This is a genomic window from Pseudarthrobacter sp. NBSH8 (assembly GCF_014217545.1).
GTDB lineage: Bacteria > Actinomycetota > Actinomycetes > Actinomycetales > Micrococcaceae > Arthrobacter.
Genome location: NZ_CP043178.1, coordinates 3,161,655 through 3,187,496 on the forward strand (window position 1 = coordinate 3,161,655; position 25,842 = coordinate 3,187,496).

A 25,842-nucleotide genomic window follows, 5' to 3' on the forward strand; every position below is an offset into this window, starting at 1 on the left:
GCGCTAAATGACCCCGCGTTGGAGGCGTTTGCGGGACTTCTTGCGTTCTTTCCGGTAGCCGGCTTCGGCGTCGGCCGCGAGCTGTACCTGCCGCGTATGCAGGGTGACGTAGGCCGACGCGACAGTCTCGGGCAGGTCCGGCGCGGCCGCCAGCTTGGCCAGCAGGTCCCGGGCCACCACGCTGTCGTGAAAGTCTCCGAGGACCTGCTGCTGGCGGTGCGCGGCCTTGGCGATCTTCGCGGCGCGCTTACCGTGCACCGGCGCTACGGACTCCGCCACGTGCCGCAGCCGTTTGGCGTCCTTGCGCACGTCGTGAAGGGCTGTCTCGTGGTCCGCTCCCCGGCGTGCACGTTTGGCCGTACTCGCTGCGCGCTGCAGGCGTTTGGCGGCCTTGGCCACCAGCTTCCCTGCCGCCTTACGGGCCGGGGCTGCACCTTCGGGCCGGACCGGCGGGTGGTCACGGAAGGCTTCCAGGTCATCCAGGAGCCGGAAGTACCGTTCGGAAAGCAGTGCCTTCTGGAGTTTCCGGTAGCCCTTGTTCAATCTGTTGCCGAGTTCATCGTCCAGCCGGCCCTTCACTGCCGAGGCCAGCCCGGGCGGCAGTTCGGCCGTGTGCCCGCGGAGGCGAGCCAGCATCACTTCAGCGTCGCGGGGCGACCCCAGCACGCTGCCGAGCCATTTCAGTTCGTCCCTAAGGCGCCGCCCGGCCACGGGACTGTAGAGCCGGCGGTACGCTGCGAGCGCGGAACGGGCCCGGCGGGTGGCCGAACGCAGATCGTGCACAGCCTCCGGTTCCTCCCGGCGGACGCCGGGATCAAGCGCCAGGATTTCGCGGATCTGCGCACCCAGGTAGGCGGTCAGGAGATCCGACACAGGCCCCTTCTTGCCAGGACTTGTTGGCCCGTCAGCGGCGCCCGGCTCCCCGGCAGGCAGCGCCAGGACTTTAGCCAGCTTGGAGCCGTGTTTCGCCGGGCGCGCTCCGGCGGCGGCCAGGATTTCCGCCGCGGCCGGGAACAGGTCAGGGCTCCCGTGCACCAGCTCGAGTTCCCATTCGCGCCACTGCCGTGTGCGGGTATCGCGGTCAGGCTGTGCTTCCCCGTCGGGCTCTGCCGCGCCGAGCAACTCTGCGCTCACGCGGTCATCGGCCAGGTCCGCTAGGTGGACTCCGTCCGCGCCGTACAACGGATAGGTGGTGCGCCGGGTTTCGAGCCGGACCACCGGGGCGGCATCCTCGCCGCGGAGGTATGCCAGCACGTGCGCCAACAGGCTGTCGGGAACGACGCCGGGCTGGCCCAGCGGGGCGTGCAGCTCGCGGCGCCGCCGGGGTTCGGAGCCGGAGACGCCGGACGCGCCACCGGCCCGGTCGCCGGACCGGGCACCGGAGCGGGCGCCGGACCGGGCGCCCTCCGCGGTCAGTTTCAAATGCCAGCCGGCGTCGACTCCGCCGGTGCGGCGGCGAAGGGTAATGTCGCGGGCGGCGAGCGTATGGCCTGCTGTATCGAAGTACACCGCTTCCAGGGTGTCCACGTGTGGCTCCCCCATGCGGGCCACCCCGGGGATGTCCGCGAGCGCCGGCACCTCGGCGTCCGGGCCGACGTCGTACTTCTTTTCGACCTCAACTGCCTGCGAAGCCATGACCGGCCGTCCTTCCACAATGATGGGCGCAAGATCCAGCTGGACAAGTTCTCACGAGCCCGGGACGGAACTCTTGTGGCCCGAGTCTATGCCCGCATCATTAATAGCCGGGAGAGGTTGGCCACAGAACCCTAGACATCAAACGTCTAACGTCTAACGTTAAAGACATGACTGTAGCCCCTTCCGGTACCCCGACGCTGTCCGACGCGCCGCCCAAGCCGCGTACCGCCGTCGTCTTCGGCGTCATTGCGCTGGTGCTTATTGGGCTGAACCTGCGCGCGGGGATTGCGGCGGCGTCGGCCCTCCTCCACGATTTTCAGCAAGTCCTTGGCTACGGGCCGCTGGTGGCAGCGATCATCCCGTCCATCCCCACGCTCTGTTTTGCGGTGGCGGGGGCCGCGACGTCATGGCTGACCGGACGGCTGGGCGTCGAGAAGGCAATCCTGCTGGCGCTCGGATTCCTGGCCGCCGGGCTGCTGCTCCGGGGGATCCCGGCAACCGGCATGCTGGTGGCGGGCACCGTGGTGGGGATGTCCGGGCTGGCGGTCTGCAATGTGGCCATGCCGTCGTTCATCCGCGAGCACTTTGCCAACCGCACTTCAGCGATGACCGCGCTCTACACCGTCACCATGACCACCGGAGCCACAGTCACCGCGGTCGCCGTCGTCCCGCTGGCGTTGGCGCTTGGCTCACCGTCCGCCGCACTCGGCACCATCGGATTCCTTGCCGTGGCCGCCTTCCTGGGCTTCCTGCCCGTTGTTCTGCATGCGCACCGCAACAGCGTCCGGAACACTGCTGCCCGCATCTCCCCGTGGCCACTGCTCCGCACCCGGAAGGGCCAGCTTCTCACCGCCCTCTTCGCACTCCAGGCGCTGCTCGCGTACTCGCTCATCAGCTGGTTCCCGTCGATGTTGATCAACATGGGCATCAGCTCCGCTGACAGCGGCCTGATGTACGGGCTCATGCAGCTGGTGTCCGTACCGGCCGGCATGGTGCTGCTCGCCATCGGCTCGCGGCCCCGGATGCTCCGGCCGGCGCTGTACCTGGTCAGCACCACCATGGTGGCCGGCCTGGCATCGCTGATGTTCCTGCCGGTGAGCCTGGCCGTCATCCCCACCGTCCTGCTTGGCTTCGGCCTGGGAATTTTCCCGCTGGTGATGGTGATGATCAGCCGGAGCGGGACGAGCACCGCCGAGACCACTGCCCTGTCCACGCTGGCGCAGTCCACCGGCTACCTGCTGGCCACGGCCGGCCCCTTCGGTGCAGGCCTGCTGTTCAGCGGTACTGGCGGCTGGACGCTTCCCCTCGCACTGCTGCTGGGCCTCGCAGTGGTCCAAGTGGTGGTTGCACACCTCATCTCCCGCACCCCCTTGTCCGGCCTGAAGAAGTAGGACGCCATGACCCTGAGCACCTCACACCGCCAGCCCCTCGCCGACGAGGTCACCGCCAAACTCCGGCAGATGGTCCACTCCGGCGAATGGACCCTGGACCAGCGCATCCCGTCCGAGCCGGAGCTGATGCAGGGCCTGGGCGTCTCGCGCGGCACTTTGCGCGAAGCCATCAAAGCCCTGGCGCATAGCGGGATGCTGGAGGTCCGCCGCGGCGACGGCACCTACGTCCGCGCCACCAGCGAGATGTCCGGCGCCGCCCGACGGATGTACCAGGACCACACGGACGAACACATCCTCGAGGTCAGGCTCGGCCTGGACACGCAGGCGGCGCGCCTCGCGGCCCGGAATGCAACGGCCGACGACGTCACTGCCCTGCGTGCCGTGCTCGCCACCCGGGAAGTCGCCTGGACCGCTGGTGACTTCGAGGGGTGGGCCCGCGCGGACTGGGACTTCCACGTGCGCGTTGCCAAGGCCTCCGGGAACCCGCTGCTGCATGAGCTCTACGTCAGTTTCGGCGACGTGTTCCACCAGGACCTACTCAAACAGCAGCGCAAGGGCAGGCTGGACGGTCTCACAAAGGAAGGCCATGGTGCCGTGGTGGACGCCATCGAGGCCCACGACGCCGATTCCGCGGTGGCCAGCGTCAACCAGAACCTGAACACCTGCGCGGAGTGGCTGCGGGCGTAGGTCCTCCCGTTCGACTTCGACGCGGCCAGTTTCGACGCGCAAAGCTAATTTCGAGGCGCAAAATGGCTGGCGCACGGGGAATATCGAGAGCGCCAGCCTTTTTGCGCGTCGCCAGCCAATGTGCATAGCGCCCGACGGCGGTCCGGCACCTGGGTGCCGAACCGCCGTCGGGCGTTACCGCGTCTAAGTGCTGCTGCCGGTCAGGGGCGGAGGCCCTGGAACACGTTCTTAGGCCGCTGCATCTCACCATGCTTGGCACCGAGGATAATCACGGCACCGGCGAAAGCAGGAATGGCCCACTGCAGCATTTTGAGCTGCTGCTGCGCCGACTTCAGCTCATCGGAGGCCCCCGCCCTGGGCTCCGTGGCCCCCTCGCCGCCCTGGTCCGCGAGCTGGTCCACCTTCTTACCGAGGATCCCGGCGTAAAGTGTCACGGCGGCGCCGGCCACGGTCACCGCCGTCTTGATTACGGTGTCCCGAGCAACGCCGTCCTGCTTCGCGATGCGGTCCTTGTTCTCAAAGGCAATGGCGAGGTCAGCCAGCAAATGCGAGGCGAAAGCCGCAGTCTGGACCGGCGCCCACTTCATCCAGCCTGCGCTGGAGAGCCGGGTCCGTTCGGCCGGGTCCTTGGCATCCGCGGCCGCACCGTTCAATCCGATGGCGCCCATGAGTGAACCGCCGAACCAAGCCGCGGCCGTCAGGTCGTGGACGGAGCGGGCAACAAGATTTCCTGCCATGATGTGCTTCCTTACGTTGAGCTGGTTCTGAGGTGCCGCCGGTGCGGTTCTCACTGGTCCATGAAGATCATGCTCACGCCATCGTAAGCACACTTACTAATATTACGGAACCCCGTCTTCAACAGCGGATACGCGTAACATCGTGGCCATGGAAACAGCGACCTTGTTCGGGTGGGCATTTGGCGACCCCGCCCGGGAAAATAATGGCGCATACGTGTCGGGCCTCGAGCATGAAGCGTTGCAGAACGCCACCGCGACGGCCAGGGCCAAGGGGGTCACCGTGGTCAACGGTTCTGAGGTCTTCACCGCACTGAGTGCCAATGACAGCCTCGTGGAACTCGATCATTCTCCAGGCAAGCTGGTGGTCCGCTGTACCGTGCACGTAACCGGACCAGGCGCAGGAAAACTGCACGCCGAAGGACCGATGAACGGCTAACGATGGCAGACGGGGAATCCAGCATCAGCGAAGCGGCAGACGCTGTCGAGGAAGCGTCGGATACCAAGGCGCTGGACATTGTGGCTCGCTCCGGATTTGCCGTGATGGCCCTGTTGCACATCATCGTTGGCGCGATTTCCGTCGCCATAGCCTTCGGGCAGCCGGGTCAGGCAGAAGCCACCGGGGCCATCGAGCAGTTGGGGGCCAACCCGTGGGGACCAGCCGTGCTGTGGTCGTGCGTGGTGGGCTGCACCGGGCTGGCGGCGTGGCAGCTGAGCGAAGCCACGCTCCGATCGCGGCATCTGCCCCGGAAGCAGCGGCTGGGAAAGCTTGTCTCCTCCGGATTTTTGGCAGTTGCTTACGGAAGCGTGGGGCTCAGCTTCGCCGGGTTCGCGGTGGGCGTGCGCGGAGATTCCGGAGACACCACACGCGATTTCAGCACCGCAGTCCTTAAAACCCCACTCGGACTGCCTCTGCTGGTGGCGGTGGGCCTGACCGTCATGGGCGTGGGCGTCTACTTTGTGGTGAAGGGGCTGCGGCGCGGATTCAAACCGGAACTCTTCCGCTTCGAGGGCACCCGCCGCGGCAGGCTGATCGACTCCCTCGGCGTCGCCGGGCACGTGGCCAAGGGAATCGCCCTGAACCTGGCCGGTCTGCTGTTCGTGATCGCCGCGGCAAAGCATAGTCCCGAAGAGTCCACCGGCTTGGACGGCAGCCTGAAGGCACTCCGGGACCATATGTTCGGCCCGTACCTGCTCGTCGCGATTGGGGCGGGCTTCATCTGCTACGGCCTGTTCGCGCTGGTCCGGGCCCGGTTCGGCAGGATGTAGCCACCAAGGGAAGGGAAGCTAATGTCAACCGTGAGCCAACTGTTCAACTCCACGGCCGACGACGTCTGGAAAGTGATCGCCGACGGCTGGCTCTACTCGGGCTGGGTGGTGGGCGCCTCCCGCATCCGGGCCGTCGACGCGCAGTGGCCCGGGGCCGGCTCCCGGCTGCACCACTCCGTGGGCGCCTGGCCACTGGTGATCAATGACAGCACCGGTGTGGCCGCCGTTGAACCCGGCCGCTCCCTGGAGCTAGTGGCGCGTGGCTGGCCGCTGGGTGAAGCCAGAGTGGTGATCACACTGGAGGATCTGGGCACGCAATGCCGGGTTTCCATCGCCGAGGACGCCATCCGTGGACCGGGCAAGATTGTCCCCAAAGTGCTGCGCGACGCACTGATCGGCGCCCGGAACCGCGAAACCCTCAGCCGGCTGGAACTCATGGCGGCCGGAGCGGCGGGACGTTAAAGCAACGGGGCCCACGCCCGCAGGGTTCCCTGGCCGAGCTTGCGAGGCTAGGGCGCGGGTGGGGAGGACCACTTCGCGCCCATCCCAGTGGGAATTTATGGGCGCGAAGTGACCCCGCGTTGGTTGTGTCCTAGACGTTGGCGGCTACGCCATCGCGGGAGATGGCAACCATGTCCTCGCGCGGCACCACCTTGATGCGCTCGCGCTTGACCTCAACGCCGTGGGATCCGCCGGCCTCCGTGGCTGCGGCACCAAGCGCGAGCTCGTGCGCGTCAAGCGCCAGCCAGCCTTCCCAGCTGGTGAACTTCACGCCGCGGGCATCGAGGAGTTCGACGACGGCCTCTGCGTCGGGAACAGCGGCGACCGGAAGGTTTTCGCGGTCTTCCAGCAGATGCGTCACGGTCTCGAGGGCGTCGCCCTTGGTGTGGCCGATGAGGCCCACCGGTCCGCGCTTGATCCAGCCCGTGGCGTAGATGCCAGGCACGTGCGTGCCGGCGGCGTCCAGGACGCGGCCGCCGTCGTTGGGTACCACGCCCTTCTTGTGGTCGAACTCGATCTCCGGCAGCGCCGAACCGAAGTAGCCGATCGAGCGGTAGACGGCCTGGACGGGGTAGTCCACGAAGTCGCCGGTGCCGCGCGCGTTGCCCGTGCCGTCCAGCTCGGTGCGCTCGAACTTCATGCCGGTAACCTTGCCCGGCGTCGCGGCGTCGTCGTAAATTTCAACGGGGCTGTGCAGGAAGTGCAGGTGCAGGCGGCGCGAAGCGGTCAGCTCGGAGAGGTCCTCGGGCTGCTCGGCGATCCAGTTGGTGAGCGTACCCACCATGGTCTTGGTCTGGTTGTTGCTCTGGATCTGGCGGTCCGATTCCTCGTCGAACTCGAAATCCTCGGCGTAGAGGATGATGTCCACGTCCTTGGAGTGGCTGAGCTCGCGGAGTTCCAGCGGGGTGAACTTCACCTGGGCCGGGCCGCGGCGGCCGAAGACGTGCACGTCCGTGACGGGCGAGTCCTTCAGCCCGGCATACACGTTGTCCGGGATTTCGGAGACCAGCAGGTCATCGGCGTGCTTGGACAGCATCCGGGCCACGTCCAGGGCCACGTTGCCGTTGCCGATCACCGCGATCTCCGTGGCGTCCAGCGGCCATTCGCGGGAAACGTCGGGGTGGCCGTCGTACCAGGAGACGAAATCTGCGCCGCCGTAGGAGCCATCCAGCTCGATGCCCGGGATGTTCAGGTCCGCGTCCTTGATGGCGCCGGTGGCGAAGATGACGGCGTCGTAGTGCGTGCGGAGATCCTCGATGGAAATGTCCGTGCCATAGTCCACGTTGCCGAAGAAGCGGATGTCGCCGCGGTCCAGGACCTTGTGCAGGGCGTTGACGATGCCCTTGATGCGCGGGTGGTCCGGGGCGACGCCGTAGCGGATCAGGCCGTAGGGTGCCGGGTAGCGGTCAAAGAGGTCGATGCTCACGGTCAGCGCGCCGCTCTTGACGGCTTCGCTCTTGGTGAGGATGTCCGCGGCGTAGACGCCGGCCGGGCCGGAGCCCACGACGGCAACGCGCAGCGGACGTTCGGCAGATCCTACGGAGGTGCTTGATGACACGGCTGTGTTCCTTTTGTTCGTTCCGGCCCAACTAGGTAGCACTATCTGTCGTTTTGCGGGCTCATAACGACAGTTGGTGCTACCTAGTTGGGAGGGTGGCTAGGTGGTGAGGGCTCTTGCGGTGGTGCGGGGGCGGTTCGGGGTGGTGGTGCTGTAGTCCGCTGTCCTGAAGTGCGACGGCGCGAACGGGCTGACGCGGACAACATCGCCGATCACAATCACGGCAGGATTTGCGACGCCGGTGGCTTCCGCCTGGTCGGCGATGGAACCGAGCGTGCCGATCGTTACGCGCTGATTCGGCAGATAGCCGTTCTCAACGATGCCAACTGGAGTGTCCTGAGGCAAACCGGCGCCGGCCAGGGCAGCGGCGGAGTGGCGAAGTGCGGCCACGCCCATCAGCAGGACGATGGTGTGGTCTGCCCGCGCGGGGACCTCGGACAGCTCCTCATGGCCGGTGACAACACTGAAGCCCTTGGCCAGGCCGCGGTGCGTGACGGGGATGCCGGCAGCGGCCGGGACAGAGATCGCGGACGTGACACCGGAAACCACTTCCACCTCGACGCCGTGCTGCCGGCAGTATTCGGCTTCCTCGCCGCCGCGGCCCAGGACGTAAGGGTCGCCGCCCTTGAGCCGGACCACGCGGTGCCCTTTCAGGGCTTCGTCCACAAGGATCCGGTTGATCTCGGCCTGCGGCACGGGATGGTGGCCGGGGGTCTTGCCCACCTCAATGACGCGGACATCGGGGGCCAGTTCGTTGAGCAGTTCGCGCGGGCCGAGGCGGTCTGCCACTACGACGTCGGCCTGGCCGAGGAGCCGGCGGCCGCGGACGGTGATGAGGCCGGTATCGCCGGGCCCGCCACCCACAAGGGCCACGGAGCCCGCAGAGGCACGACGGCGGCGCAGCGGGAGGTCGCCTGTTTCCAGGGCTGTGGCGACGGCGTCCCGCAGGGCCATGGCGCGGCGCGGGTCTCCCCCGGCATTCACGGCGATCTGGACGTCTTCCACCACGGCGACGGCGGGCGTCCACGCGGCTGAGGCTTCGTGGTCGGAGGCGTTCACGCACCAGATGCGCTGCGCCTCGGCGTCGGCCGACACCTGGGTGTCCACGGCGGGATCGCCGGTGGCCGTCTGGACGAACCAGACGCCGTCGACGTCGGACGGCAGGTAAGTGCGCGGCTCCCAGGCAAGGAGGCCGGCGTCGGACAGTTCGCGGAGCGCGGCGGAGACTACGGGAGCCACGACGGTGACCTGTGCACCGGCGTCGAGCAGCCCTTTGGCCCGGCGGGATGCCACGGGGCCGCCACCCACCACCAACACAGGGCGGCCGAGCAGCCGCAGTGCTGTGGGGTATATATCCTGAATTGCCATGAATCAACGGTAGGGCCGCGCAGTTTCACCACCAACGGCAGCGGAAACACCAGTTCACGTAAGGTAACCGGGCGTAACGCAACGCGGGGTCAGTTACGGCCCAAACCGGGGTGGATCATGGGCCGTAAGAGACCCCGCCCTGGGCGGGGGCCCCTGATGCAAAGCCTGCTGGAGCAGGGCGCGGGCGCTCCATCGCTGGGAGGCAACAGCCTCGTCGCGGCTCAGGCCGGCAATGTCCGTCAGCCAGATCAGCGCCTCAATCCCGGTGGCGCTGCGGATGGCCAGGACGAGCCGGTGGATGTCCTGCTCCGTCATCTGCCCCTGGAGCGGCGACAGTGCTTCGGCAATCCACACGATCGCCCGGCCCTGCCTCAGGGGCAGGCTTCGACGCTCGGCGGCGGTCTGCTCCAGCGAGAGCCTCAGCATGGTTCGTTGCTGCGCTTCGGTTTCGACGATCATCCGGGTGAACTCCACAACGACGGCGTCCAGCCGTTCCGCGACGTCGGCCGGCGGATTTTCGGGCAGCAAAGACGTGGCGGCGGTTTCCGGATGGGCTGCAGCCAGCAGCTCCCGCTGCCCAGGGAAGTACCGGTAGGCGGTGCTGCGGGCCACCCCGGCCAACATCGCGGCCTCGTCCACCGTGGGCGCGGCGCCATCCGCAACAAGCTGGCGCGCCGCAGCGACCAGCGCCTCAAGGGTGCGGCGCTTCTGGCCGGTGCGGCCGACGTCTACGTAGGGTCTTGACATGATCTTTATGGTACTCCAGTCTTGTTATGGGACAACAGTCCCATAAGTCTTCCGACCACTATAGAGGCGACCACCATGAAGACGAAGAACTCAGCATCCGCAGTTGTCCTGCAGCCCGGCGAAGGGGCCAGTCGCTGGTTCTTCGGCGGCGGGGTGCAGACCTGGAAGGCCACGGAGGAAGACACTGCCGGGGCGTTCCTGCTCTTCGAGGATGAGATGGCCCTCAACAAGGTCACTCCCCTGCACACACACCCGGACTCCGACGAAACGCTTTACATCCTGGCCGGCGAGATCCTGATCAACATGGACGGCACGGAGCACCGGGTCGCGGCGGGTGGCGTGGTCATCGCGCCGAGGGGAGTCCCGCACGCGTTCAAAGTCCTCCAGGAGGGGACCCGCATGCTGTGCCTGCACACCCCAGGCGGCGCCCAGGCGTTCTATTTTGGCGCGAGTGAACCGCTGGTTGATGGCGAAAGAACAGGCGTTGTGGATTTCGACCGCATCCGTGAATCAGGGCGGTTGAACGGCGGCATCGAAATCCTGGGACCGCCGCCGTTCCCCCAGGCTTAGCCTCGGGACCCCTTAGTCCTCAAGGCCGGCCACGAACCGGCCGCGGTTGATGATGAGCCGCTGCAGGTAGCGGCGCAGGACCAGTTCCTCGACCAGGCGGCCCAGGACCCCAACCGGTGCTGTGAACTCCACCCGGTCCGTCATGATGCTGCCGGTGGCCGTGGCCTCGAACTCGTGGACGTGCCGGAACCCTTTGAATGGGCCCTTGACCTGTTCGTCCGTGAAACTGTTGGGGAAGTCCAGTGCGGTAATGCGGCTGGTCATCCTCAGCGGGACGCCCAAATGCCGGGCCGCCCACGTCACTTCCTGGCCTTCACCAATCAGGCCCGAGGTGACCCCGCCAACAGCCCGTTCCCCAGCACCTTTCTGGGAATCCAGGTGCGCCTCAATGCTGCGTGCGAGATCGAACAGGCGCTCCCGCGGGAGGGCGGACGCGGTGCGGCATACGAAGCTGACAGTCATGGCGCCAGTCTGCCAGACCTTCCCGCGGACTTTCGGCTACGTGTGGCGACCGGAATGCGTAACTTTTGAGCGGCCGACGGTCAGGGTTCCGCGGAATCCCGGGCCCCGTGCGTTGCGGGGCGGCCAATAGTTACGCAATGTGGTTGGCTGGGCTAGCGCGTACTGCCCGCGAGCAGGCCGCGGCTGCGGAGGAGACGCTTCTCGATCGGCGCGAACACCAACAGTTCGATCAGGATGCCGACGGCCAGGATCAGGAGGATCGCTGACATCACGATGGTCATGTCCGACAGGTCGCGGCCTTGATTCAGCATGGAGCCGAGGCCGAAACCGATTGTGCCGCCAACGGCGATGATTTCCGCCGCCATCAGCGACCGCCACGAGAACGCCCAGCCCTGTTTGAGCCCGCTGAGGTAGCCGGGCAGCGCTGCAGGCAGGATGATCTGCACGGCCATCTGGAAGCGGTTGGCGCCCAGAACCGTGCCGACGCGGCGGTACTGCGGTGGAATTTGGTCCACGCCGGAGATCAGCCCGTTGATGATGGACGGGATAGCACCCATAAAGACGACGAAGTAGACGGTGGCGTCCGTGAGGCCGAACCAGATGATGGCAGCGGGTACCCAGGCCACAGACGGCAGTACCTGGAGGCCCGAAATCAGCGGCCCGAAGGCCCGGCGCAACGGCGCGACCTGGGCTAACAGCAACCCCACAGGGGTGGCGATGGCAACGCTGATCAGGAACCCCACCAGCCCGCGCTGCAGCGAAGTCCACACCGCTTCCTGCAGCTTGGCCTCGCCCCAGAGGGTACCGAACTGGCCGAGGACGTCCAGCGGACCGGGAACCAGGTCGCGGCGCTTGAGGCCAAGGGAAACGTAGAACTGCCAGATCAGTACAAGGGCCACAAGGGCCGCGACGGGCAGGAGCACACGGCCCCAGTCGATCCGGTGCTTGCGCGCGGTGTCGGACTGCAGCGAATCCAGCCCGGCCTCGAGCTCGCGCAGGTCCTCGTTCCCGGTGGAAGATCGCGTCAGGGCGGCGTGGACTTTGCGGGTTTCATGCGTAGCCTCAGCCTCAGCCGCGACCAGCGGGGCGCTCTCGGCGAGGGGCGTGGGGTTATTTGGCATGGCGGCGAATCTCCTCCCGCAACCGGGCGGTGATGACCCCGGTCAGCTGTCCGGCCAAGCTGGCGTCGGTTCGGTGTTCCTCGGTGACGGCCCACTCCTGGACCACGCGGCCGGGGCGGGACGACAGCAGCAGCACGCGCTGGCCCAGCCGCACGGCCTCGCGGACATTGTGGGTGACAAAAACGATGGTGCGCCCGGTTTCCTTCCAGATGCGTTCCAGTTCGTCGTGAAGGAGGTCGCGGGTGATCGCGTCCAGGGCGGCAAACGGCTCATCCATGAGCAGCAGCTGCCGGTCCTGTGACAGCGCCCGGGCCAGAGCCACGCGCTGGCGCATACCGCCGGAAAGCTCGTGCGGACGCTTGTCCCCGGCCCCGCCGAGGTGCACCAGCTCGAGCAGTTCGTCGGCCTTGATCCGGCGTTCAGCTTTCCCCACACGTCGCAGCTTCAGGGCCAGTTCGATGTTCTCCCGGGCGGTCAGCCAGGGGTAGAGGGCGGCGTCCTGGAACATAAAAGCTGCGCCGTCGCTGGGCACTTCAAGGGCGCCCGACGTCGGGACGTCGAGTCCTGCCATGATGTTCAGCAGCGTGGACTTGCCGCAGCCGGACGCACCGAGGAGGGCTACAAATTCGCCCGCGCCGATGGTGGCGTTGACGTCGTCGAGCACCGGGGCGCCGTCGCCGAAGCGCTTGCCCAGGTTTTCCAGTACGACTGGCATGGTCCCGTCCTTAGGTAGGTGGTGCGGTAGGTGGCGGTCAGTCCCGGCCGAGGCCGGCGGCGGAGACACGTTCTGCGGTCCCCATGACGTCGTTCAGGGCCCGGAGGTCGAATAGTCCCGTGATGTCCGCCTGCTTGGTGGTGCCGGCCTGCACCCCGTTTTCCAGGAGCTTGGGGTAGGTTCCCGCGAGCGGATCCACCGTGAACACCACGTTCTTCAGGGCCCGGTCAAGGACATCGGCGGGAAGCGCCGCGCCTGCCGATTCCTGCAGGGCCTCGTTGATGACGGCTGTTTTCTGTGCGTCGGGCGTGTCATTCAGCCAAGCCACCGACTCGACGTGGCCCTTCAGCAGTGCCTTCACGGTCTCCGGATGCGCGGCGGCGAACTTCTTGTTGACGATCAGGACGGTGGTGGGAAACTCGCCGGCCTTGCCGGAAAGCGAGCCGTCCCAGAGGTCTTTTTCGTCCACCAGGACCTTGGCTCCGGCCTGGAGCACCAAACGGGAGGCCCAGGGCTCGGGCAGCCACGCGCCGTCGAGCTTTCCGTCCTGGAACAGTTTCAGCGTCTGGGCGTTTTCGGTGGGGTTGATGGCCACGTCACCGCTGCCGCCCACATTGGTCTTGTAACCCTGCGAGCCGAGCCACGCGCGGAGCGCCACATCCTGCGTCCCGCCCAGCTGCGGCGACGCCAGAGTCTTGCCCAACAGGTCCGCCGCCGACGTGATCCCGGGACGCACCACCAGCTGCGCGCCGCCGGCGGCCGCACCGGCGATGACGCTCACGGACTCCCCCTCGCTCTTGACGAACGAGTTGATGGCCGGGTTCGGGCCGATGTATGCCGCATCGATGGCGCCGGCGTTCAGCGCTTCGATCGCGGCGGGTCCGGCGTTGAAAGTTTCGGTGCTGAGCGTGGTGTCGCCCAGGTTCCGGGCGAAGATCCCCTGCTTCAGGCCTACCAGGGCGGGGGCATGGGTCAGGTTTCCAAAGTAGCCCAGCTTCAGTTCCGCGGCCGGACTGGGCGACGGGATGGCTGCCTCAGCCGCCGTATTGCGGGAAATGGTGGACGCCACCACGGCACCGGCAGCGATCAGGAGGACGAGCCCGATCGCCAGCGCCGCCTCGAGGGCACGCTTGCGCTGGGGTACTGCGTTTTCGCCTGCCACGATGCGGGTCATCCCGGGCCTTGAACTGGTCATTGTTTCACCATAGGGAGAGACATAAACCCATTCAATGAAGCAGAAACGGGGGGTCACGCGGGTTCATGCAGCGTCACATTCCCGGCCCGATTCCGTCCCAGCCCAGACACCGCCGCGGACAGATCCTGGGCGGCCCTAAACGGCTCTGCCCCGCATAACCGGTGCTGGGCAGCAACGTCTATGCGGGGCAGGGCAGCTCAAGCTGAGCGGATCAGATCGAGTAGCGCTCGTCCTCGTGGTCGCCGGGGTGGTCCTTGACCAGGCCCGCGGCGAGCGTGTTGCCGTCCAGCGGGTCGATCACCAGGAACGCGCCCGTGCGGCGGTGGTGCAGGTAGTTTTCCAGCGGCAGCGGCGCCGAGAGCCTCAGCTGCGCGTGGCCGATGTCGTTGAGCTCCAGGCTGGACGCGCCTTCGAGCTTGAACGTGGCCAGGTCAAGCTTGCCACTGACGCTGCGGACCAGCGCCTGGACAGTGCGCGTGCCGTGCTTGACCAGCACCTTGGCACCTTCACGCAGCGGTTTGGGCGAGAGCCAGCACAGGGCGGCGTACAGGTCGGCGGTGGCCTCCGGGAAGGTCCCGGCGGCGGCAATTGTGTCACCGCGGGCGACGTCGAATTCCTCCGCCAGGCGGATCGCCACAGACTGCGGGGCGAACGCTTCCTGCAGGGACTCGCCGGCGAAATCAATGCCGGTAACCGTGGTGGTGCGGGGAGACTGGCCGGGCGTGAGGACTGACACCGAATCCCCCACCTTCACGGAACCCTCGGTGATCTGGCCGGCGTACGCACGGTAGTCACGGAAGGCTTCAACGTCCAGGCCACCGGCAACGGCATCGGGAGCCAGCGCACCCTGCGGCCGGATGACCAGCTGCACGGGGAAGCGGAAGCTCTCCAGCTGCGTGTCGATCTCGTCCGCGGCCGGCAGGGTCTCTAGGACCTCCAGCAGGGCCGGGCCGTCGTACCAGGGGGTGCGCTCGGAACGGTCCACCACGTTGTCTCCGTCCAGGGCGGACACCGGGATCACCAGCAGGTCATCGATATGGTCCGCGCTGCCCAGCTCAGCGGAGCCGATGCCCAGTTCGCGGGCCACCTGCTGCACGTCGGCCTGGATCTCGCGGAACACGGACTCGCTGAAGTCCACCAGGTCGATCTTGTTCACGGCCACAATCACGTGCGCCACGCGCAGCAGCTGCAGCACGGATAGGTGGCGGCGCGTCTGCTCCAGGACACCCTTGCGGGCGTCAATGAGTACGACGACGGCATCCGCCGTGGACGCGCCGGTCACCGTGTTTTTGGTGTACTGGACGTGCCCGGGGCAGTCGGCAAGGATGAAGCTGCGCTGGTCCGTGGCGAAGTAGCGGTAGGCCACGTCGATGGTGATGCCCTGCTCCCGCTCGGCGCGCAGGCCGTCCGTCAGGAGGGCCAGGTCGATCCCGCCCTTCTCGCCGCCAAAGCCGCGGTCGGAGGAGGTGCGGGCCACGGCGTCGAGCGTGTCAGCGAGAATCGCCTTGGAGTCGTGCAGGAGGCGGCCCACCAGAGTGGACTTCCCGTCGTCGACCGATCCGGCGGTGGCGAAGCGGAACAGAGTGGTGGGCAGGGCTGTTTCCAGCTCGGCGGCCAGAAGTGACGTGTCGGTGCTCATTTAGAAGTAACCATCCTTCTTGCGGTCTTCCATGGCGGCCTCGGAGATGCGGTCATCTGCACGGGTGGCGCCACGTTCGGTGATGGTGGAGGCGGCAACTTCGATCACAACGTCGCTCACGGTGGCTGCGTCCGACTCAACGGCACCGGTGCAGGACATGTCGCCCACGGTGCGGTAGCGGACGGTTTTGACGATGACTTGCTCGTGCGGCAGCGGCTGGGAAACCTCGCCCACCGCACGCCACATGCCGTCGCGGGCAAACACTTCGCGGTCATGGGCGTAGTACAGGCCCGGCAGCTCGATGTTCTCGCGTTCGATGTAGCGCCAGATGTCCAGCTCGGTCCAGTTGCTGATGGGGAACGCACGGACGTGCTGACCCACGGTGTGACGGCCGTTGTAGAGGTTCCACAGCTCGGGGCGCTGGTTGCGCGGGTCCCACTGGCCGAACTCGTCACGGAGGCTCAGGATGCGCTCCTTGGCGCGCGCCTTATCCTCGTCACGGCGTCCGCCGCCGAAGACGGCGTCGAACTTGTTCTGCGAGATGGCGTCCAGCAGCGGCACGGTCTGAAGCGGGTTGCGGGTGCCGTCGGCACGCTCGGCGAGTTCGCCGCGGTCGATGAACTCCTGGACACTCCCGACGACGAGCTTGAGTCCCAGCCGCTCCACCGTCCGGTCGCGGAAGTCGATGACCTCGGGGAAGTTGTGACCGGTGTCCACGTGCAGCACGGGGAACGGGACTTTGCCCGGCCAGAACGCCTTGGTGGCCAGGTGCAGCATCACCACGGAGTCCTTGCCGCCGGAGAACAGCAGCGCCGGCTTCTCGAACTCGGCCACAACTTCGCGGATGATGTGGATCGCTTCGGACTCGAGGGTGTCCAGGCTGGAGAGGCGCGTAGATACGGCGGCTTCAGTCACCTGGGTGGTCTCCTCAGTTAGGAAAGTGCTCATACGTGTAGTCCGCATTCTGTCTTGTCGGTGCCTGCCCAGCGGCCGGCGCGGGGGTCGTCTCCGGGCGCCACCTTGCGGGTGCAGGGCTGGCAGCCAATGGAGGGGTAACCCTGGGAAAGCAGCGGGTTGACGGGTAGGAGGTTGTCGTCGGAGTACTGGACCAGCTGGTCGAACGTCCAGGCTGCCACCGGGTTGACCTTGACCAGGCCGTTGACCTCGTCCCAGGTCACCAGCGGGGTGTTGGTCCGGGTGGGGGCCTCATCGCGGCGGACGCCGGTGAACCAGAGTTCGTAGCCGGCCAGGGTGCGGCGCAGCGGGGCCACCTTGCGGAGGGCGCAGCACTGGGCGGCGTCGCGGGCAAAGAGGTCCTTGCCCAGGAGCCGGTCCTGCTGTTCCACGGTGTTCTCAGGCAACACGTCCACAACGTTGACGCGGAGGTTCGCGGCCACCTCGTCACGCGTGGCGTAGGTTTCCGGGAAGTGGTAGCCGGTCTCCAGGAACAGGACGTCGACGCCGGGCAGCTGGTCCGCGACCAGGGCCGGCAGGACGGCGTCGGCCATGGAGCACGCGACCGCAACAGAGGAGAGGTCGAAGTTGCGCTCCACCCAGGCGATGACGTCGCGGGCGGGGGCGTCCCAGCCGAGCTCGGCGGCGCCGGACTCTGCGATGACCTTGAGCTCGTCATGGGTGCGGAGCTTGGCAGGCGATGCCGCCGGCTGAGTGTCGGTCACTGGAGGGCCTCCTCGTCAGCTGCGTGGGCCCACTCGGCGAAGGTCTGGCCTTCGGCGCGCTTGGCCACGAAGGTGCGCACCACGCGTTCCACGTAGTCCGGCAGGTCCTCGACGTACACCTTCAGGCCGCGGACGGTGCGTCCCAAACCTGCCTCTTCGCGGCTGTTGGAAGCCAGCCCGCCGCCCAGGTGGACCTGGAAACCCGGGGAGGGGTCGCCGTCGGGCGTTGGCAGCATCATGCCCTTAAGGCCGATGTCCGCGGTCTGGATGCGGGCGCAGGAGTTGGGGCAGCCGTTGATGTGCAGGGACAGCGCGTGCGGCAGTTCGCCGGACTCCGCGAGGTCGGCCAAGCGGCGTTCCAGGTCAGCGACGGCGGTGGCGGCGGTGACCTTGGTTTCCACGATGGCCAGCTTGCAGTATTCGATGCCGGTGCAGGCGATGGTGCCTCGGCGGAACACGGACGGACGGGCGGAGAGGCCCAGGGCATCCAGCTCGGCAACCAGCGGTTCCACGTGGTCCTTGGCAACGTCCAGCACTACGAGCTTCTGGTGCGGGGTGGTGCGCAGACGGTAGGAGCCGCGGGCCTCAAGGGTGTCCGCGAGCTTGACCAGCTGCGAGCCGGACAGGCGGCCGGCCAGCGGGGTGGCGCCGATGAAGAACTTGCCGTCCTTCTGCTCGTGCACACCGATGTGGTCGCCCGGGGTGGTGGGCTTGGGCGCGGCGGGACCGTCGGCCAGCTTGTAGCCGAGGTATTCGTCCTCGAGGATCTGGCGGAACTTCGCCGGTCCCCAGTCGGCCATCAGGAACTTCAGGCGGGCCTTGGTGCGCATGCGGCGGTAGCCGTAGTCGCGGAAGATGCTCGTGACGCCGAGCCAGACTTCGGCAGCCTCCTCGGGCTTCACGAAGGCGCCCAGGCGCTTGCCGAGCATCGGGTTGGTGGACAGCGCGCCGCCGGCCCAGAGATCGTAGCCGACGCCCAGTTCGGGGTGGCGGACACCCACCAGGGCGAAGTCGTTGATCTCGTGGACCACGTCCTGGCTGGGGTGGCCGGTGATGGCGGTTTTGTACTTACGCGGCAGGTTGGACAGCAGCGGGTTGCCGATGAAACGCTCGCCCAGCTCCGCGATGAGCGGCGTGGGGTCGATGATTTCGTCCTTAGCGATGCCGGCCACCGGCGAGCCCAGGATGACACGGGGCACGTCGCCGCAGGCCTCGGTGGTGGACAGGCCAACGCCCTCAAGCCGCTTCCAGATCTCAGGGATGTCCTCCACCCGGATCCAGTGCAGCTGGATGTTCTGGCGGTCCGTGAGGTCGGCGGAATCCCGGCCGAAATCAACGGAAATCTGGCCGATGACGCGCAGCTGCTCGGTGGTGAGTGCGCCGCCGTCGATCCTGACCCGGAGCATGAAGTACTTGTCTTCGAGCTCGTGCGGCTCGAGCGTGGCGGTCTTGCCGCCGTCGATCCCGGGCTTGCGCTGGGTGTACAGGCCCCACCAGCGGAAGCGGCCGTGCAGGTCCTGGCTGGGGATGGCGTCGAAGCCGTCCTTGGAATAGATGGTCTCGATACGCTCGCGCACGTTGAGGCCGTCGTCTTCCTGTTTCCAGGTTTCGTTGGCGTTCAGCGGGGTTTTGCCGTCCACTTTCCACTGCCCGTGCGGCTTTGCAGCGGGGCGGGAGGCGCGCGCGGGGCGCTTGGCGGCGGCGGGGTCCACGGACGCTCCGGCTAGAGCTGTATCAGTCATGCATCGACTGTAGGTGCCCGTCTGAGCGCGTCACAAAGGTCCGGAAACGGGAGGTCACCTAGGGAAACAATTCGTCACGAACCGCCAGAGAGCCTTGAAGAAGCCCGCCCGCTGTGCTTCGTTGCGGTTCCCGGGGGCGCCTATTGACCGTGTACGACGGCGGCGTCGAACCGTTCCAGCGCAATCTCGGCGAGCACCGGCGAGGGCAGCAGTGGTTCAGTCACGAGGTCAGCACCGGCTTTGGCCAGCTGGTCGTGGAAGAACCCCGGCGCGAGGAGGTAGGAGGCAATCACCACGCGGCCGCCGTCGTCCACGGCCCCCGCGGACTCCCCCGCCCCGGCACCTCCGGCCAGTTCCTGGCGCAGAATGGCGACGGCGTCGCGCACCGACGGCTGGGCAGAGGCACCGTAGGCGGGCAGAATCCGGTTGCGCCGCAGCGCCCTGAGCTGGTCGGCGAGCTCTTCCACGCTGACAGCGGCGTTGGGGTTCGACGAGCCGGCGGCGGCGAGGACGATGGCGTCGCGGTCCGTGACGCCGGCCTCGCGGAGGCGCTGGTCCAGCAGGGCCGCGAGCCGCGGGTCCGGGCCGAGCGGCGCTGCCGCCAGGCTGCCCGGACGGCTTTTAACAGCGCGGGCGATGTCCACCTTGACGTGGTAGCCCACGCTCAGGAGCAGCGGCACAACGACGGCCTGTTGTTCTTCGGGGAGGCCCGCCACCACGTCCACGAGGTCCGGCTCCTGGACGTCCACGTAGGCTTCGCGAACGTCCAGGCCCGGGCGCAGGGCGGCGATGCCTGCGCGCAGCGCGTTGACCTCCGCGGCGCCCTGTGGGCTGGACGTCCCGTGGGCACAGGCGATCATGATCGGGTTGTTCATAAGGGCTAGCGTAACGTTGGAGCCGCCCTGTCCGCCCACCTTAAACCGCCGGGACGCCACATGACATTGCCGTTCGACACATTGCCGTTCGACACATTGCCGTTCGACATCGACCTGGTATGGCTTGACCTGGCCGGCGTCTTCTTCTTCGCCGTCTCCGGGTCCCTGTTGGCGGCACGGAAGCAGTTCGACCTGGTGGGGTCGCTGCTGCTGGCGTCCCTGGTTTCCCTCGGCGGCGGCGTCATCCGGGACATCATCCTCAACACCACGCCGGCAGCCTTCTCCAACCCCGCGTATCTGGTTCCCCCGGTCCTGGCCACCGTCCTGGTGTATTTCCTGTACTCCAGCGTGCAGCGGTATACCTCGCTGCTGGTGCTGTTCGACGCCGGCGGGTTGGCCCTCTTCTGCATCACCGGAACGCTGAAGGCCCTGGCGCTGGGGATGAATCCGGTGGCTGCCGTGCTGCTCGGCGTGACCACGGCGGTGGGCGGCGGCCTGCTGCGGGACATCACCGCCAACGAGGTGCCGCAGCTGTTCAACCCCCGGGACCTTTACGCGCTGCCAGCCTTCAGCGGGTCGGCCTTGACCGCGCTGCTCTGGGTCACCGGCGCCTTCAATGTGCTGACGGCGTGCGCGGTGGCGGCCGTGGTGTTCGCGTTCCGCGTGGCTGCCTGGCGCCGGTCCTGGTATGTCCCGCTCGCTGTACGTGGCTTGCACCGGCGGGGCTCCGGCGGAGGCGGGGCTGATGGGGCTGGCAGCGGCTCGGGAGCAGGCCGCAGTTAGCTAGGATATGAGCATGACTGAAATGTTCCTCGAGAAGTTCCGCGCGCTTGTTCCGACCCATCTCGAGGACGAATGGCAGGAAGAAGACGGCCTGCCTGCCGACGAACTGGACGCGGCCCTCGCCGAACACCAGTTCCAGGTTCCCCTGGTCCTCCGCGAGTTCTACCTGGCGGTGGGCGGCTGCGAGGACATCATGGAGGCGTACCACTACTTCTGGGATCCCGAAGAGCTGGAAGTGGATGACGAAGGCTTCCTGATGTTCCTCGAGGATGAGGAAGAACAGTTCACCTGGGGCTTCCGCGTAGGCGACCTCGGCATCCCGGACCCCATCGTGTACCGCCGCAACAACGCCCGCGGCCAGTGGAAGAGCGAAGAAGGCACGTTCTCCGAATTCGTCTTCGACATGTTCGAGTGGGCCTTCAACGACGAGGAAGAAAACTAGGGTCCTCCTGCCCTGCCCCCTCCTGCCCCGCCCCCTCCTGCCCTGCCCCCTTCGGCGTCCGGCCGCCGCTGGAATTCCCCAGGTTTGGCTGGTCCGCCCGGCGAGCCTCCTCGATCTGCCGGAGTGTCGGCGGGTTCTCGAAGCGAAGCAGGGGAATCTCAGCGCACTACGCGGCCGCGTAGGACCTGCCACACTTCGTCCACGACCTTCTGCGGGTTGTAGACCACCTGCGCGTAGCCGTATCTGAGCACAGCGTAGCCATCCAGGGTGCTCGCATTGTTCCGTAGCCGGTCCTTCTTGACCTGTCTGGGCTGGAGATGCGTTTCGCCGTCGAGCTCCACGATGAGGAATTCCTCCAGCAGGAAGTCCACGATTCCGATCCCGGGAAGATCAACCTGGGTCTGGACGAACATGCCCTCACTCCGGAAGAGGAGCCGGGCCACCACCTCGATGGGTGAACCGGCGGTGCCATCCACCAGGTCCAAGACCCTGCGGGCGGCTCCGTTTCGGTTTCCCGGCAGGTGTCCGCGCAGGTAATCCAGCGTGGTCCTGCCTTGCAGCAACGCGCTCTCCACCATGACGGCGGCCTCGACTTCCGGTAAACACCGCAGGCCATGAAGCAGCACATCGGTCAAGCCGGCAACTGGCCAGGGCACATCCTGGGGCACCACACTCTCACGATGGACCACAACATCCCCGGCAGCCCCGTGCCGGCAGAGCAGGTGAAGGGCCGCAGGTTGGTGCAGCCGCCACAGCCGGTGGTGTGTGCTGGCCGAGCCGCAACTGAGCAGACCGTTGGCCAGGACCGCACCCACGAGCTCGGGAGCGGCTCCGGGCAGTGCCACCACTCCGTGCCGGAGCCGCCGCATCTGGCCTGCCTCAATGGCCACCCGGATGTTACGATCTGAGAATCCGGCCTGACGCAATGTTGCTGTCCTGGCAACGGAGCCTGCGTACTTGAGGTAAGAAGTGACGTCCATGCTCCCAGCAGAGCCGACCATTGCTCCCGCCGGCAGTGTCCAAATCAGCTATGTGCAAAACCGGGCCGCTGGGTCTCCCCTGGTTTGGGCGCCCGTGCCGGCGTGGCGGCAGAACTCACCGGGCTGCCAGCGGCATCTCCAGGCAAACGTGGGGAAATACAGCAGGGCCGCAAGCCCAGAAGCCTGTGACACGCGCAGTAACAGCAGGCTTGCATCCTGTGACAAACCTGTCATACACTGTTCACGGATCCGCTAAACGCCTCCGGCGGGTCTGATGCGAACGGAGATATAGCCCCGGTTCGACGCAACGTGTGATTCGTTTCGTCGCTGAGAACCGGGGCTATTGCATTTAACGAAGTCCGCCAAGCAAACAGCGAGGGCCCCGGCCAGGTTCACCCCGTCGAGGCCCCGCTGGACAACAAGAGAATCAGCTCGCGCGGTCCACCACAGCCAGGGCAAAGTGGGCCAGCGACGACTTGACAACACCCTCGGGAAGCGGTGCCAGCGCGGCGATTGCTTCGTCGGCCCAGCGGCGGGCAATCACCCAGGACTCGGCTGTCACGGGGTGCTCGCGCAGCCCGGCCACGGCGGCAGCCAGGGCAGCGTCGGAGGTCAGGTCCCCATCAATGAGCTTCAAAAGGTCGACGGCGGACTGGTCACCGGCTGCGGCATCGCGCCGCAGGAACAGGACAGGCAGGGTGGGCACACCTTCGCGGAGGTCCGTGCCCGGTGCCTTGCCGGATTTCACCTTGACGCCGGTGACATCAATGACGTCGTCGGCGAGCTGGAAGGCCACGCCCACCTTTTCGCCGTACTCCACCAGGAGCTCCTCGTAGGCCTCGTCGGCACCGGCGAAGATGGCACCGAGCTGGCCGGACGCGGCCACCAGGGAACCGGTCTTGTCCGCGATGACGGACAGGTAGTGCTCCACCGGGTCCTCGTCCGGGCGCGGACCTACCGTTTCGTGCAGCTGGCCCAGGCACAGGCGCTCGAACGTCCGGGCCTGGATTCCCAGCGCGCGTGAGCCCAGCTCGGACACCAGGATGGACGCGCGGGCGAAGATGAGGTCGCCGGTGAGTACAGCCACGGAGTTTCCCCAGACCTCGTGGGCTGTGGGAGCGCCGCGGCGGAACGGGGCCGAGTCCATAACGTCGTCGTGGTACAGCGTTGCCAGGTGGGTCAGCTCCACCACCACTGCAGCCTGCACAACGGCAGGCAGCGAGGCGTCGCCAAGGTGGGCGCACAGCAGCGTCAGCAGCGGCCGGATACGCTTGCCACCGGCTTCCACGAGGTGACGCGACGTTGCATCAGCCAGCGGGTCTGAGTTGGCAATGGCCTCGCGGAGCTTCTTCTCCACGCGGGCCAGGTTGTTGGTGATGGCGGGGCCCAGTTCGGCATCCTCCGCGATGGCCGCAAAGCCGGCGGGCAGCTGCAGTCCCGTGGCAATGGCGGTGGTATTGAGGCTGGGTTCGGAGTCCGGCAGGCCGTGCCCGGCGTGCGTCCAGCTGTGGTCTGCGGAGTTAGTCACTGGTTAACCCTAACTTTTTGTTGCCGATACCGCTGATTCGAGGCCGACGGTGTATTGGATGTGGCCGGAACCAGCGACTCCAGGACGCGGATGGCCCGGTCCTCGAAGCCTTTCGCGGCCGGGTCGGTCAGGTTTGCGAGCAGCCGCACCACAAAGCGCATCAGCACTGGAATGGGCATCCCTGTCCGCAGCGCGAGCTTCATAACGGCGGGTTTTCCGATCAGCGCGGCAAATGCCCGGCCCAGCGTGAAGTGCGATCCCCACTGGCCCCGCACATAGTCCGCGTACCCCGCCAGGTGCGCGTCGGCGTCGTACGTTGCCCCGGCAGCAGAGGAACGAGCGGACGCGTCAATGATGAACTCCGCCGCGAACCGTGCCGATTCCATCGCGTAGGAGATGCCCTCGCCGTTGAATGGCGAGACCATGCCCCCGGCGTCGCCCAGGAGCAGGAGGCCGGGCGAGTAGTGCGGGGTGCGGTTGAAGCCCATGGGCAGCGCGGCGCCGCGGATTTCGCCCACCTGGTTGTCCGGGGTGAATCCCCACTCGGCGGGCATGGCGGCAGTCCATTCGCGCAGGACCTGCTTGTAGTCGAGCTTGCCGAACTCTCTGGACGAATTCAGGATGCCGAGGCCCACGTTGGAGGTTCCGTCGCCCACGCCAAACACCCAGCCGTAGCCGGGGAGCAGTTTTCCGTCGCGTCCGGGGAGCTCCAACCAGCCTTCCATCCAGTCGTCATCGTGCCGGGGCGACGTGAAGTAGGTGCGGACGGCGACGCCGAGGGGGCGGTCGTCGCGCTTGTGGATGCCCAGCGACACGGCGGTTCGGGTGGAGTTGCCGTCTGCGGCGAGTACGACGTCGGCGCTGAAGTGGCGCGTCTCCCCCGTCTTGCGTCCGGACTCGTCCAGGAGCGCTGCGCGAACACCGGTCACGCGGCCGTCTTCAGACCGCAAAGCTTCGGTGACGCTGTGCCGCTCGAGGATTTGGGCGCCGGCGGACTGGGCATGGCGGGCCAGTTCCTCGTCAAAGCCCAGTCGCGTGCGGATCAGGCCGTACTGCGGGAAGTCGGAGACCTCGGGCCAGGGCAGTTCAATGGTGCGGCCGCCGGCAATGAGGCGGAGGCCCTTGTTCCGGCGCCAGCCGTCCGCTTCAGGGTGCGGCAAGCCGAGCTTCTGGATTTCGCGGACCGCCCGCGGGGTGAGGCCGTCGCCGCAGACCTTTTCGCGCGGGAAGCTGGTTTTTTCCAGGACGGTCACGTTGATGCCGGCCTTGGCAAGGTAGTGCGCGGCGGTGGAACCGGCTGGCCCCGCGCCGACAATCAGAACATTCATGCCGTTCAGCGGACGATGTTGCGGCGAAGCTTGGCCACAGGGCCCTTGTGCGCGGCGATGGCTTCCGCGGCGCCCTCGGGCGTGGATTCCGGGGGTTTGGTGGCCCGGTGCACGGCCACGATCCCGCCGGTCAGGTTGCGATACGTGACCTTTTCCCAGCCGGATTCCTGCAGCCAGGCGGCCAGGTGGTCCTGGTCCGGCCAGGCGCGGATGGATTCGGCGAGGTACACGTAGGCGTCCGGGTTGGAGGCCACCTTGACGGCTATGGCCGGCAGGGCACGCATGAGGTATTCGGTGTACATGGTGCGCCACAGCGGAACCACCGGCGCCGAGAACTCGGCGATGACCAGCTTGCCGCCGGGCTTGGTGACGCGGAGCATCTCGGCCAGCGCCTTCTTGGGCTCGTTGACGTTGCGCAGCCCGAACGAGATGGTGCAGGCGTCGAAGCTGTTGTCCGCGAACGGCAGGTTGGTGGCGTCGCCGGCAATGAAGTTGATGTCCGGGCGGCGGCGCTTGCCGACTTTGAGCATGCCGAGGGAGAAATCACAGGCGATGACGTCTATGCCGGCATCGGCATATGGCTCGCTGGAGGTGCCGGTTCCCGCGGCCAGGTCCAAGACCCGCTGGCCGCTCTTCATGTCCATGGCGTCCACCACGATCCTGCGCCAACGGCGCGTCTGCCCCATAGAGAGGACATCGTTGACGACGTCGTACTTAGGTGCGACGTCGTCAAACATCGTGGCTACTTCGTCCGGACGCTTTTCCAAGGATGCTCGGTTCACCATGCAATTGTCTCAGACAAACTCGCGAAGGACTTTCGACGAGCCCGTCCGGGGCCCAAAGCAAGGCACGGGCACGGCCCACGCGGCCGCATGTATGCGCGGGAGTAATGT

The 25,842-nt window shown here is 66.9% G+C and carries 26 protein-coding genes; 8 read left to right on the plus strand and 18 right to left on the minus strand.

What is annotated here, in order from left to right:
* Positions 1 to 3: 3 nt before the first annotated feature.
* Positions 4 to 1,635: a CYTH and CHAD domain-containing protein gene (locus FYJ92_RS14550; RefSeq protein WP_185261325.1), complete on the minus strand. Its 1,632-nt coding sequence runs from the start codon at positions 1,633 to 1,635 to the stop codon at positions 4 to 6.
* 167 nt (positions 1,636 to 1,802) lie between these two features.
* On the opposite strand from FYJ92_RS14550, the gene FYJ92_RS14555 reads away from it, so the two are divergent.
* Entirely contained in the window at positions 1,803 to 3,026 is a 1,224-nt protein-coding gene (locus FYJ92_RS14555; protein ID WP_185261326.1) for an MFS transporter, read from the plus strand.
* A gap of 6 nt (positions 3,027 to 3,032) precedes the next feature.
* Positions 3,033 to 3,713, plus strand: coding sequence for a FadR/GntR family transcriptional regulator (locus FYJ92_RS14560; RefSeq protein WP_185261327.1), 681 nt, complete (start codon positions 3,033 to 3,035; stop codon positions 3,711 to 3,713).
* 200 nt (positions 3,714 to 3,913) lie between these two features.
* Here the strand turns inward: FYJ92_RS14560 and FYJ92_RS14565 are convergent, their stop codons facing one another.
* Positions 3,914 to 4,450 carry a hypothetical protein gene (locus FYJ92_RS14565; RefSeq protein WP_185261328.1) on the minus strand — a complete coding sequence of 179 codons (537 nt, stop codon included), beginning with the start codon at positions 4,448 to 4,450 and terminating at the stop codon, positions 3,914 to 3,916.
* A 148-nt stretch (positions 4,451 to 4,598) separates the two neighbouring features.
* Here FYJ92_RS14565 and FYJ92_RS14570 point away from each other — a divergent pair, with 148 nt between their 5' ends.
* Genes FYJ92_RS14570 through FYJ92_RS14580 form a run of 3 tightly spaced genes read left to right on the plus strand, consistent with a single transcriptional unit; the run spans position 4,599 to position 6,178 of the window.
* Positions 4,599 to 4,886 (plus strand): hypothetical protein, encoded by a 288-nt coding sequence (locus FYJ92_RS14570; protein ID WP_185261329.1) that lies wholly within the window; start codon positions 4,599 to 4,601, stop codon positions 4,884 to 4,886.
* Between the two features lie 2 nt (positions 4,887 to 4,888).
* Complete coding sequence (locus FYJ92_RS14575; RefSeq protein WP_185261330.1) at positions 4,889 to 5,716, plus strand: DUF1206 domain-containing protein; 828 nt, start codon at positions 4,889 to 4,891, stop codon at positions 5,714 to 5,716.
* A gap of 21 nt (positions 5,717 to 5,737) precedes the next feature.
* Positions 5,738 to 6,178 (plus strand): SRPBCC family protein, encoded by a 441-nt coding sequence (locus FYJ92_RS14580; RefSeq protein ID WP_185261331.1) that lies wholly within the window; start codon positions 5,738 to 5,740, stop codon positions 6,176 to 6,178.
* Positions 6,179 to 6,308: 130 nt separating this feature from the next.
* Here FYJ92_RS14580 and FYJ92_RS14585 read toward each other — a convergent pair whose 3' ends face one another.
* The 3 genes from FYJ92_RS14585 to FYJ92_RS14595 all read right to left on the minus strand — a co-directional run bounded on the left by FYJ92_RS14585 (position 6,309) and on the right by FYJ92_RS14595 (position 9,890).
* Positions 6,309 to 7,775 (minus strand): FAD-dependent oxidoreductase, encoded by a 1,467-nt coding sequence (locus FYJ92_RS14585; protein ID WP_185261332.1) that lies wholly within the window; start codon positions 7,773 to 7,775, stop codon positions 6,309 to 6,311.
* 99 nt (positions 7,776 to 7,874) lie between these two features.
* Positions 7,875 to 9,143 carry a uroporphyrinogen-III C-methyltransferase gene (gene cobA / locus FYJ92_RS14590; RefSeq protein ID WP_185261333.1) on the minus strand — a complete coding sequence of 423 codons (1,269 nt, stop codon included), beginning with the start codon at positions 9,141 to 9,143 and terminating at the stop codon, positions 7,875 to 7,877.
* 93 nt (positions 9,144 to 9,236) lie between these two features.
* A complete protein-coding gene (locus FYJ92_RS14595) occupies positions 9,237 to 9,890 on the minus strand; it encodes a TetR/AcrR family transcriptional regulator (protein WP_185261334.1) in 654 nt (217 codons plus the stop codon).
* A gap of 75 nt (positions 9,891 to 9,965) precedes the next feature.
* Between FYJ92_RS14595 and FYJ92_RS14600 the strand changes: the two genes are divergently transcribed.
* Positions 9,966 to 10,460: a cupin domain-containing protein gene (locus FYJ92_RS14600; RefSeq protein WP_185261335.1), complete on the plus strand. Its 495-nt coding sequence runs from the start codon at positions 9,966 to 9,968 to the stop codon at positions 10,458 to 10,460.
* Between the two features lie 12 nt (positions 10,461 to 10,472).
* Here the strand turns inward: FYJ92_RS14600 and FYJ92_RS14605 are convergent, their stop codons facing one another.
* The 9 genes from FYJ92_RS14605 to FYJ92_RS14645 all read right to left on the minus strand — a co-directional run bounded on the left by FYJ92_RS14605 (position 10,473) and on the right by FYJ92_RS14645 (position 19,888).
* Positions 10,473 to 10,922 (minus strand): SRPBCC family protein, encoded by a 450-nt coding sequence (locus FYJ92_RS14605; protein ID WP_185261336.1) that lies wholly within the window; start codon positions 10,920 to 10,922, stop codon positions 10,473 to 10,475.
* Positions 10,923 to 11,074: 152 nt separating this feature from the next.
* Entirely contained in the window at positions 11,075 to 12,043 is a 969-nt protein-coding gene (locus FYJ92_RS14610) for an ABC transporter permease (protein ID WP_185261337.1), read from the minus strand.
* The gene (locus FYJ92_RS14615; RefSeq protein ID WP_185261338.1) at positions 12,033 to 12,758 is read right to left on the minus strand and encodes an ABC transporter ATP-binding protein; all 726 of its coding nucleotides are present in this window, start codon (positions 12,756 to 12,758) and stop codon (positions 12,033 to 12,035) included. The genes FYJ92_RS14610 and FYJ92_RS14615 overlap by 11 nt, the downstream gene beginning before the upstream one ends.
* A gap of 37 nt (positions 12,759 to 12,795) precedes the next feature.
* Positions 12,796 to 13,932 carry an ABC transporter substrate-binding protein gene (locus FYJ92_RS14620; RefSeq protein WP_185263821.1) on the minus strand — a complete coding sequence of 379 codons (1,137 nt, stop codon included), beginning with the start codon at positions 13,930 to 13,932 and terminating at the stop codon, positions 12,796 to 12,798.
* A gap of 232 nt (positions 13,933 to 14,164) precedes the next feature.
* Positions 14,165 to 15,592: a sulfate adenylyltransferase subunit 1 gene (locus tag FYJ92_RS14625; protein WP_185261339.1), complete on the minus strand. Its 1,428-nt coding sequence runs from the start codon at positions 15,590 to 15,592 to the stop codon at positions 14,165 to 14,167.
* Positions 15,593 to 16,540 (minus strand): sulfate adenylyltransferase subunit CysD, encoded by a 948-nt coding sequence (gene cysD, locus FYJ92_RS14630; protein WP_185261340.1) that lies wholly within the window; start codon positions 16,538 to 16,540, stop codon positions 15,593 to 15,595.
* Positions 16,537 to 17,271 carry a phosphoadenylyl-sulfate reductase gene (locus tag FYJ92_RS14635; protein ID WP_185261341.1) on the minus strand — a complete coding sequence of 245 codons (735 nt, stop codon included), beginning with the start codon at positions 17,269 to 17,271 and terminating at the stop codon, positions 16,537 to 16,539. The genes cysD and FYJ92_RS14635 overlap by 4 nt, the downstream gene beginning before the upstream one ends.
* Complete coding sequence (locus FYJ92_RS14640; protein WP_185261342.1) at positions 17,268 to 19,013, minus strand: nitrite/sulfite reductase; 1,746 nt, start codon at positions 19,011 to 19,013, stop codon at positions 17,268 to 17,270. Before FYJ92_RS14640 ends, FYJ92_RS14635 begins: the two co-directional genes overlap by 4 nt.
* A gap of 140 nt (positions 19,014 to 19,153) precedes the next feature.
* On the minus strand, positions 19,154 to 19,888 hold the full coding sequence (locus tag FYJ92_RS14645; protein ID WP_185261343.1) for a sirohydrochlorin chelatase: 735 nt from the start codon (positions 19,886 to 19,888) through the stop codon (positions 19,154 to 19,156).
* A gap of 60 nt (positions 19,889 to 19,948) precedes the next feature.
* On the opposite strand from FYJ92_RS14645, the gene FYJ92_RS14650 reads away from it, so the two are divergent.
* Positions 19,949 to 20,671 carry a trimeric intracellular cation channel family protein gene (locus FYJ92_RS14650; RefSeq protein WP_185261344.1) on the plus strand — a complete coding sequence of 241 codons (723 nt, stop codon included), beginning with the start codon at positions 19,949 to 19,951 and terminating at the stop codon, positions 20,669 to 20,671.
* Between the two features lie 13 nt (positions 20,672 to 20,684).
* Complete coding sequence (locus FYJ92_RS14655; RefSeq protein WP_185261345.1) at positions 20,685 to 21,113, plus strand: hypothetical protein; 429 nt, start codon at positions 20,685 to 20,687, stop codon at positions 21,111 to 21,113.
* A 158-nt stretch (positions 21,114 to 21,271) separates the two neighbouring features.
* On the opposite strand, the gene FYJ92_RS14660 is transcribed toward FYJ92_RS14655, so the two are convergent.
* The 4 genes from FYJ92_RS14660 to FYJ92_RS14675 form a co-directional block, all read right to left on the minus strand.
* Complete coding sequence (locus tag FYJ92_RS14660; RefSeq protein ID WP_185261346.1) at positions 21,272 to 22,093, minus strand: DUF559 domain-containing protein; 822 nt, start codon at positions 22,091 to 22,093, stop codon at positions 21,272 to 21,274.
* A gap of 427 nt (positions 22,094 to 22,520) precedes the next feature.
* Positions 22,521 to 23,621 (minus strand): polyprenyl synthetase family protein, encoded by a 1,101-nt coding sequence (locus tag FYJ92_RS14665; protein WP_185261347.1) that lies wholly within the window; start codon positions 23,619 to 23,621, stop codon positions 22,521 to 22,523.
* Positions 23,618 to 24,949, minus strand: coding sequence for a geranylgeranyl reductase family protein (locus FYJ92_RS14670; RefSeq protein ID WP_185261348.1), 1,332 nt, complete (start codon positions 24,947 to 24,949; stop codon positions 23,618 to 23,620). Before FYJ92_RS14670 ends, FYJ92_RS14665 begins: the two co-directional genes overlap by 4 nt.
* A gap of 5 nt (positions 24,950 to 24,954) precedes the next feature.
* A complete protein-coding gene (locus FYJ92_RS14675) occupies positions 24,955 to 25,731 on the minus strand; it encodes a demethylmenaquinone methyltransferase (RefSeq protein WP_255482424.1) in 777 nt (258 codons plus the stop codon).
* Positions 25,732 to 25,842 lie beyond the last annotated feature (111 nt).

What these genes read in the sequence shown, in the direction of transcription:
- FYJ92_RS14550 (WP_185261325.1), bottom strand. Translation starts at nt 1,635, where the DNA reads ATGGCTTCGCAGGCAGTTGAGGTCGAAAAGAAGTACGACGTCGGCCCG.
- FYJ92_RS14555 (WP_185261326.1), top strand. Translation starts at nt 1,803, where the DNA reads ATGACTGTAGCCCCTTCCGGTACCCCGACGCTGTCCGACGCGCCGCCC.
- FYJ92_RS14560 (WP_185261327.1), top strand. Translation starts at nt 3,033, where the DNA reads ATGACCCTGAGCACCTCACACCGCCAGCCCCTCGCCGACGAGGTCACC.
- FYJ92_RS14565 (WP_185261328.1), bottom strand. Translation starts at nt 4,450, where the DNA reads ATGGCAGGAAATCTTGTTGCCCGCTCCGTCCACGACCTGACGGCCGCG.
- FYJ92_RS14570 (WP_185261329.1), top strand. Translation starts at nt 4,599, where the DNA reads ATGGAAACAGCGACCTTGTTCGGGTGGGCATTTGGCGACCCCGCCCGG.
- FYJ92_RS14575 (WP_185261330.1), top strand. Translation starts at nt 4,889, where the DNA reads ATGGCAGACGGGGAATCCAGCATCAGCGAAGCGGCAGACGCTGTCGAG.
- FYJ92_RS14580 (WP_185261331.1), top strand. Translation starts at nt 5,738, where the DNA reads ATGTCAACCGTGAGCCAACTGTTCAACTCCACGGCCGACGACGTCTGG.
- cobA (WP_185261333.1), bottom strand. Translation starts at nt 9,143, where the DNA reads ATGGCAATTCAGGATATATACCCCACAGCACTGCGGCTGCTCGGCCGC.
- FYJ92_RS14595 (WP_185261334.1), bottom strand. Translation starts at nt 9,890, where the DNA reads ATGTCAAGACCCTACGTAGACGTCGGCCGCACCGGCCAGAAGCGCCGC.
- FYJ92_RS14600 (WP_185261335.1), top strand. Translation starts at nt 9,966, where the DNA reads ATGAAGACGAAGAACTCAGCATCCGCAGTTGTCCTGCAGCCCGGCGAA.
- FYJ92_RS14605 (WP_185261336.1), bottom strand. Translation starts at nt 10,922, where the DNA reads ATGACTGTCAGCTTCGTATGCCGCACCGCGTCCGCCCTCCCGCGGGAG.
- FYJ92_RS14610 (WP_185261337.1), bottom strand. Translation starts at nt 12,043, where the DNA reads ATGCCAAATAACCCCACGCCCCTCGCCGAGAGCGCCCCGCTGGTCGCG.
- FYJ92_RS14615 (WP_185261338.1), bottom strand. Translation starts at nt 12,758, where the DNA reads ATGCCAGTCGTACTGGAAAACCTGGGCAAGCGCTTCGGCGACGGCGCC.
- FYJ92_RS14620 (WP_185263821.1), bottom strand. Translation starts at nt 13,932, where the DNA reads ATGACCCGCATCGTGGCAGGCGAAAACGCAGTACCCCAGCGCAAGCGT.
- FYJ92_RS14625 (WP_185261339.1), bottom strand. Translation starts at nt 15,592, where the DNA reads ATGAGCACCGACACGTCACTTCTGGCCGCCGAGCTGGAAACAGCCCTG.
- cysD (WP_185261340.1), bottom strand. Translation starts at nt 16,540, where the DNA reads ATGAGCACTTTCCTAACTGAGGAGACCACCCAGGTGACTGAAGCCGCC.
- FYJ92_RS14640 (WP_185261342.1), bottom strand. Translation starts at nt 19,013, where the DNA reads ATGACTGATACAGCTCTAGCCGGAGCGTCCGTGGACCCCGCCGCCGCC.
- FYJ92_RS14645 (WP_185261343.1), bottom strand. Translation starts at nt 19,888, where the DNA reads ATGAACAACCCGATCATGATCGCCTGTGCCCACGGGACGTCCAGCCCA.
- FYJ92_RS14650 (WP_185261344.1), top strand. Translation starts at nt 19,949, where the DNA reads ATGACATTGCCGTTCGACACATTGCCGTTCGACACATTGCCGTTCGAC.
- FYJ92_RS14655 (WP_185261345.1), top strand. Translation starts at nt 20,685, where the DNA reads ATGACTGAAATGTTCCTCGAGAAGTTCCGCGCGCTTGTTCCGACCCAT.
- FYJ92_RS14660 (WP_185261346.1), bottom strand. Translation starts at nt 22,093, where the DNA reads ATGGACGTCACTTCTTACCTCAAGTACGCAGGCTCCGTTGCCAGGACA.
- FYJ92_RS14670 (WP_185261348.1), bottom strand. Translation starts at nt 24,949, where the DNA reads ATGAATGTTCTGATTGTCGGCGCGGGGCCAGCCGGTTCCACCGCCGCG.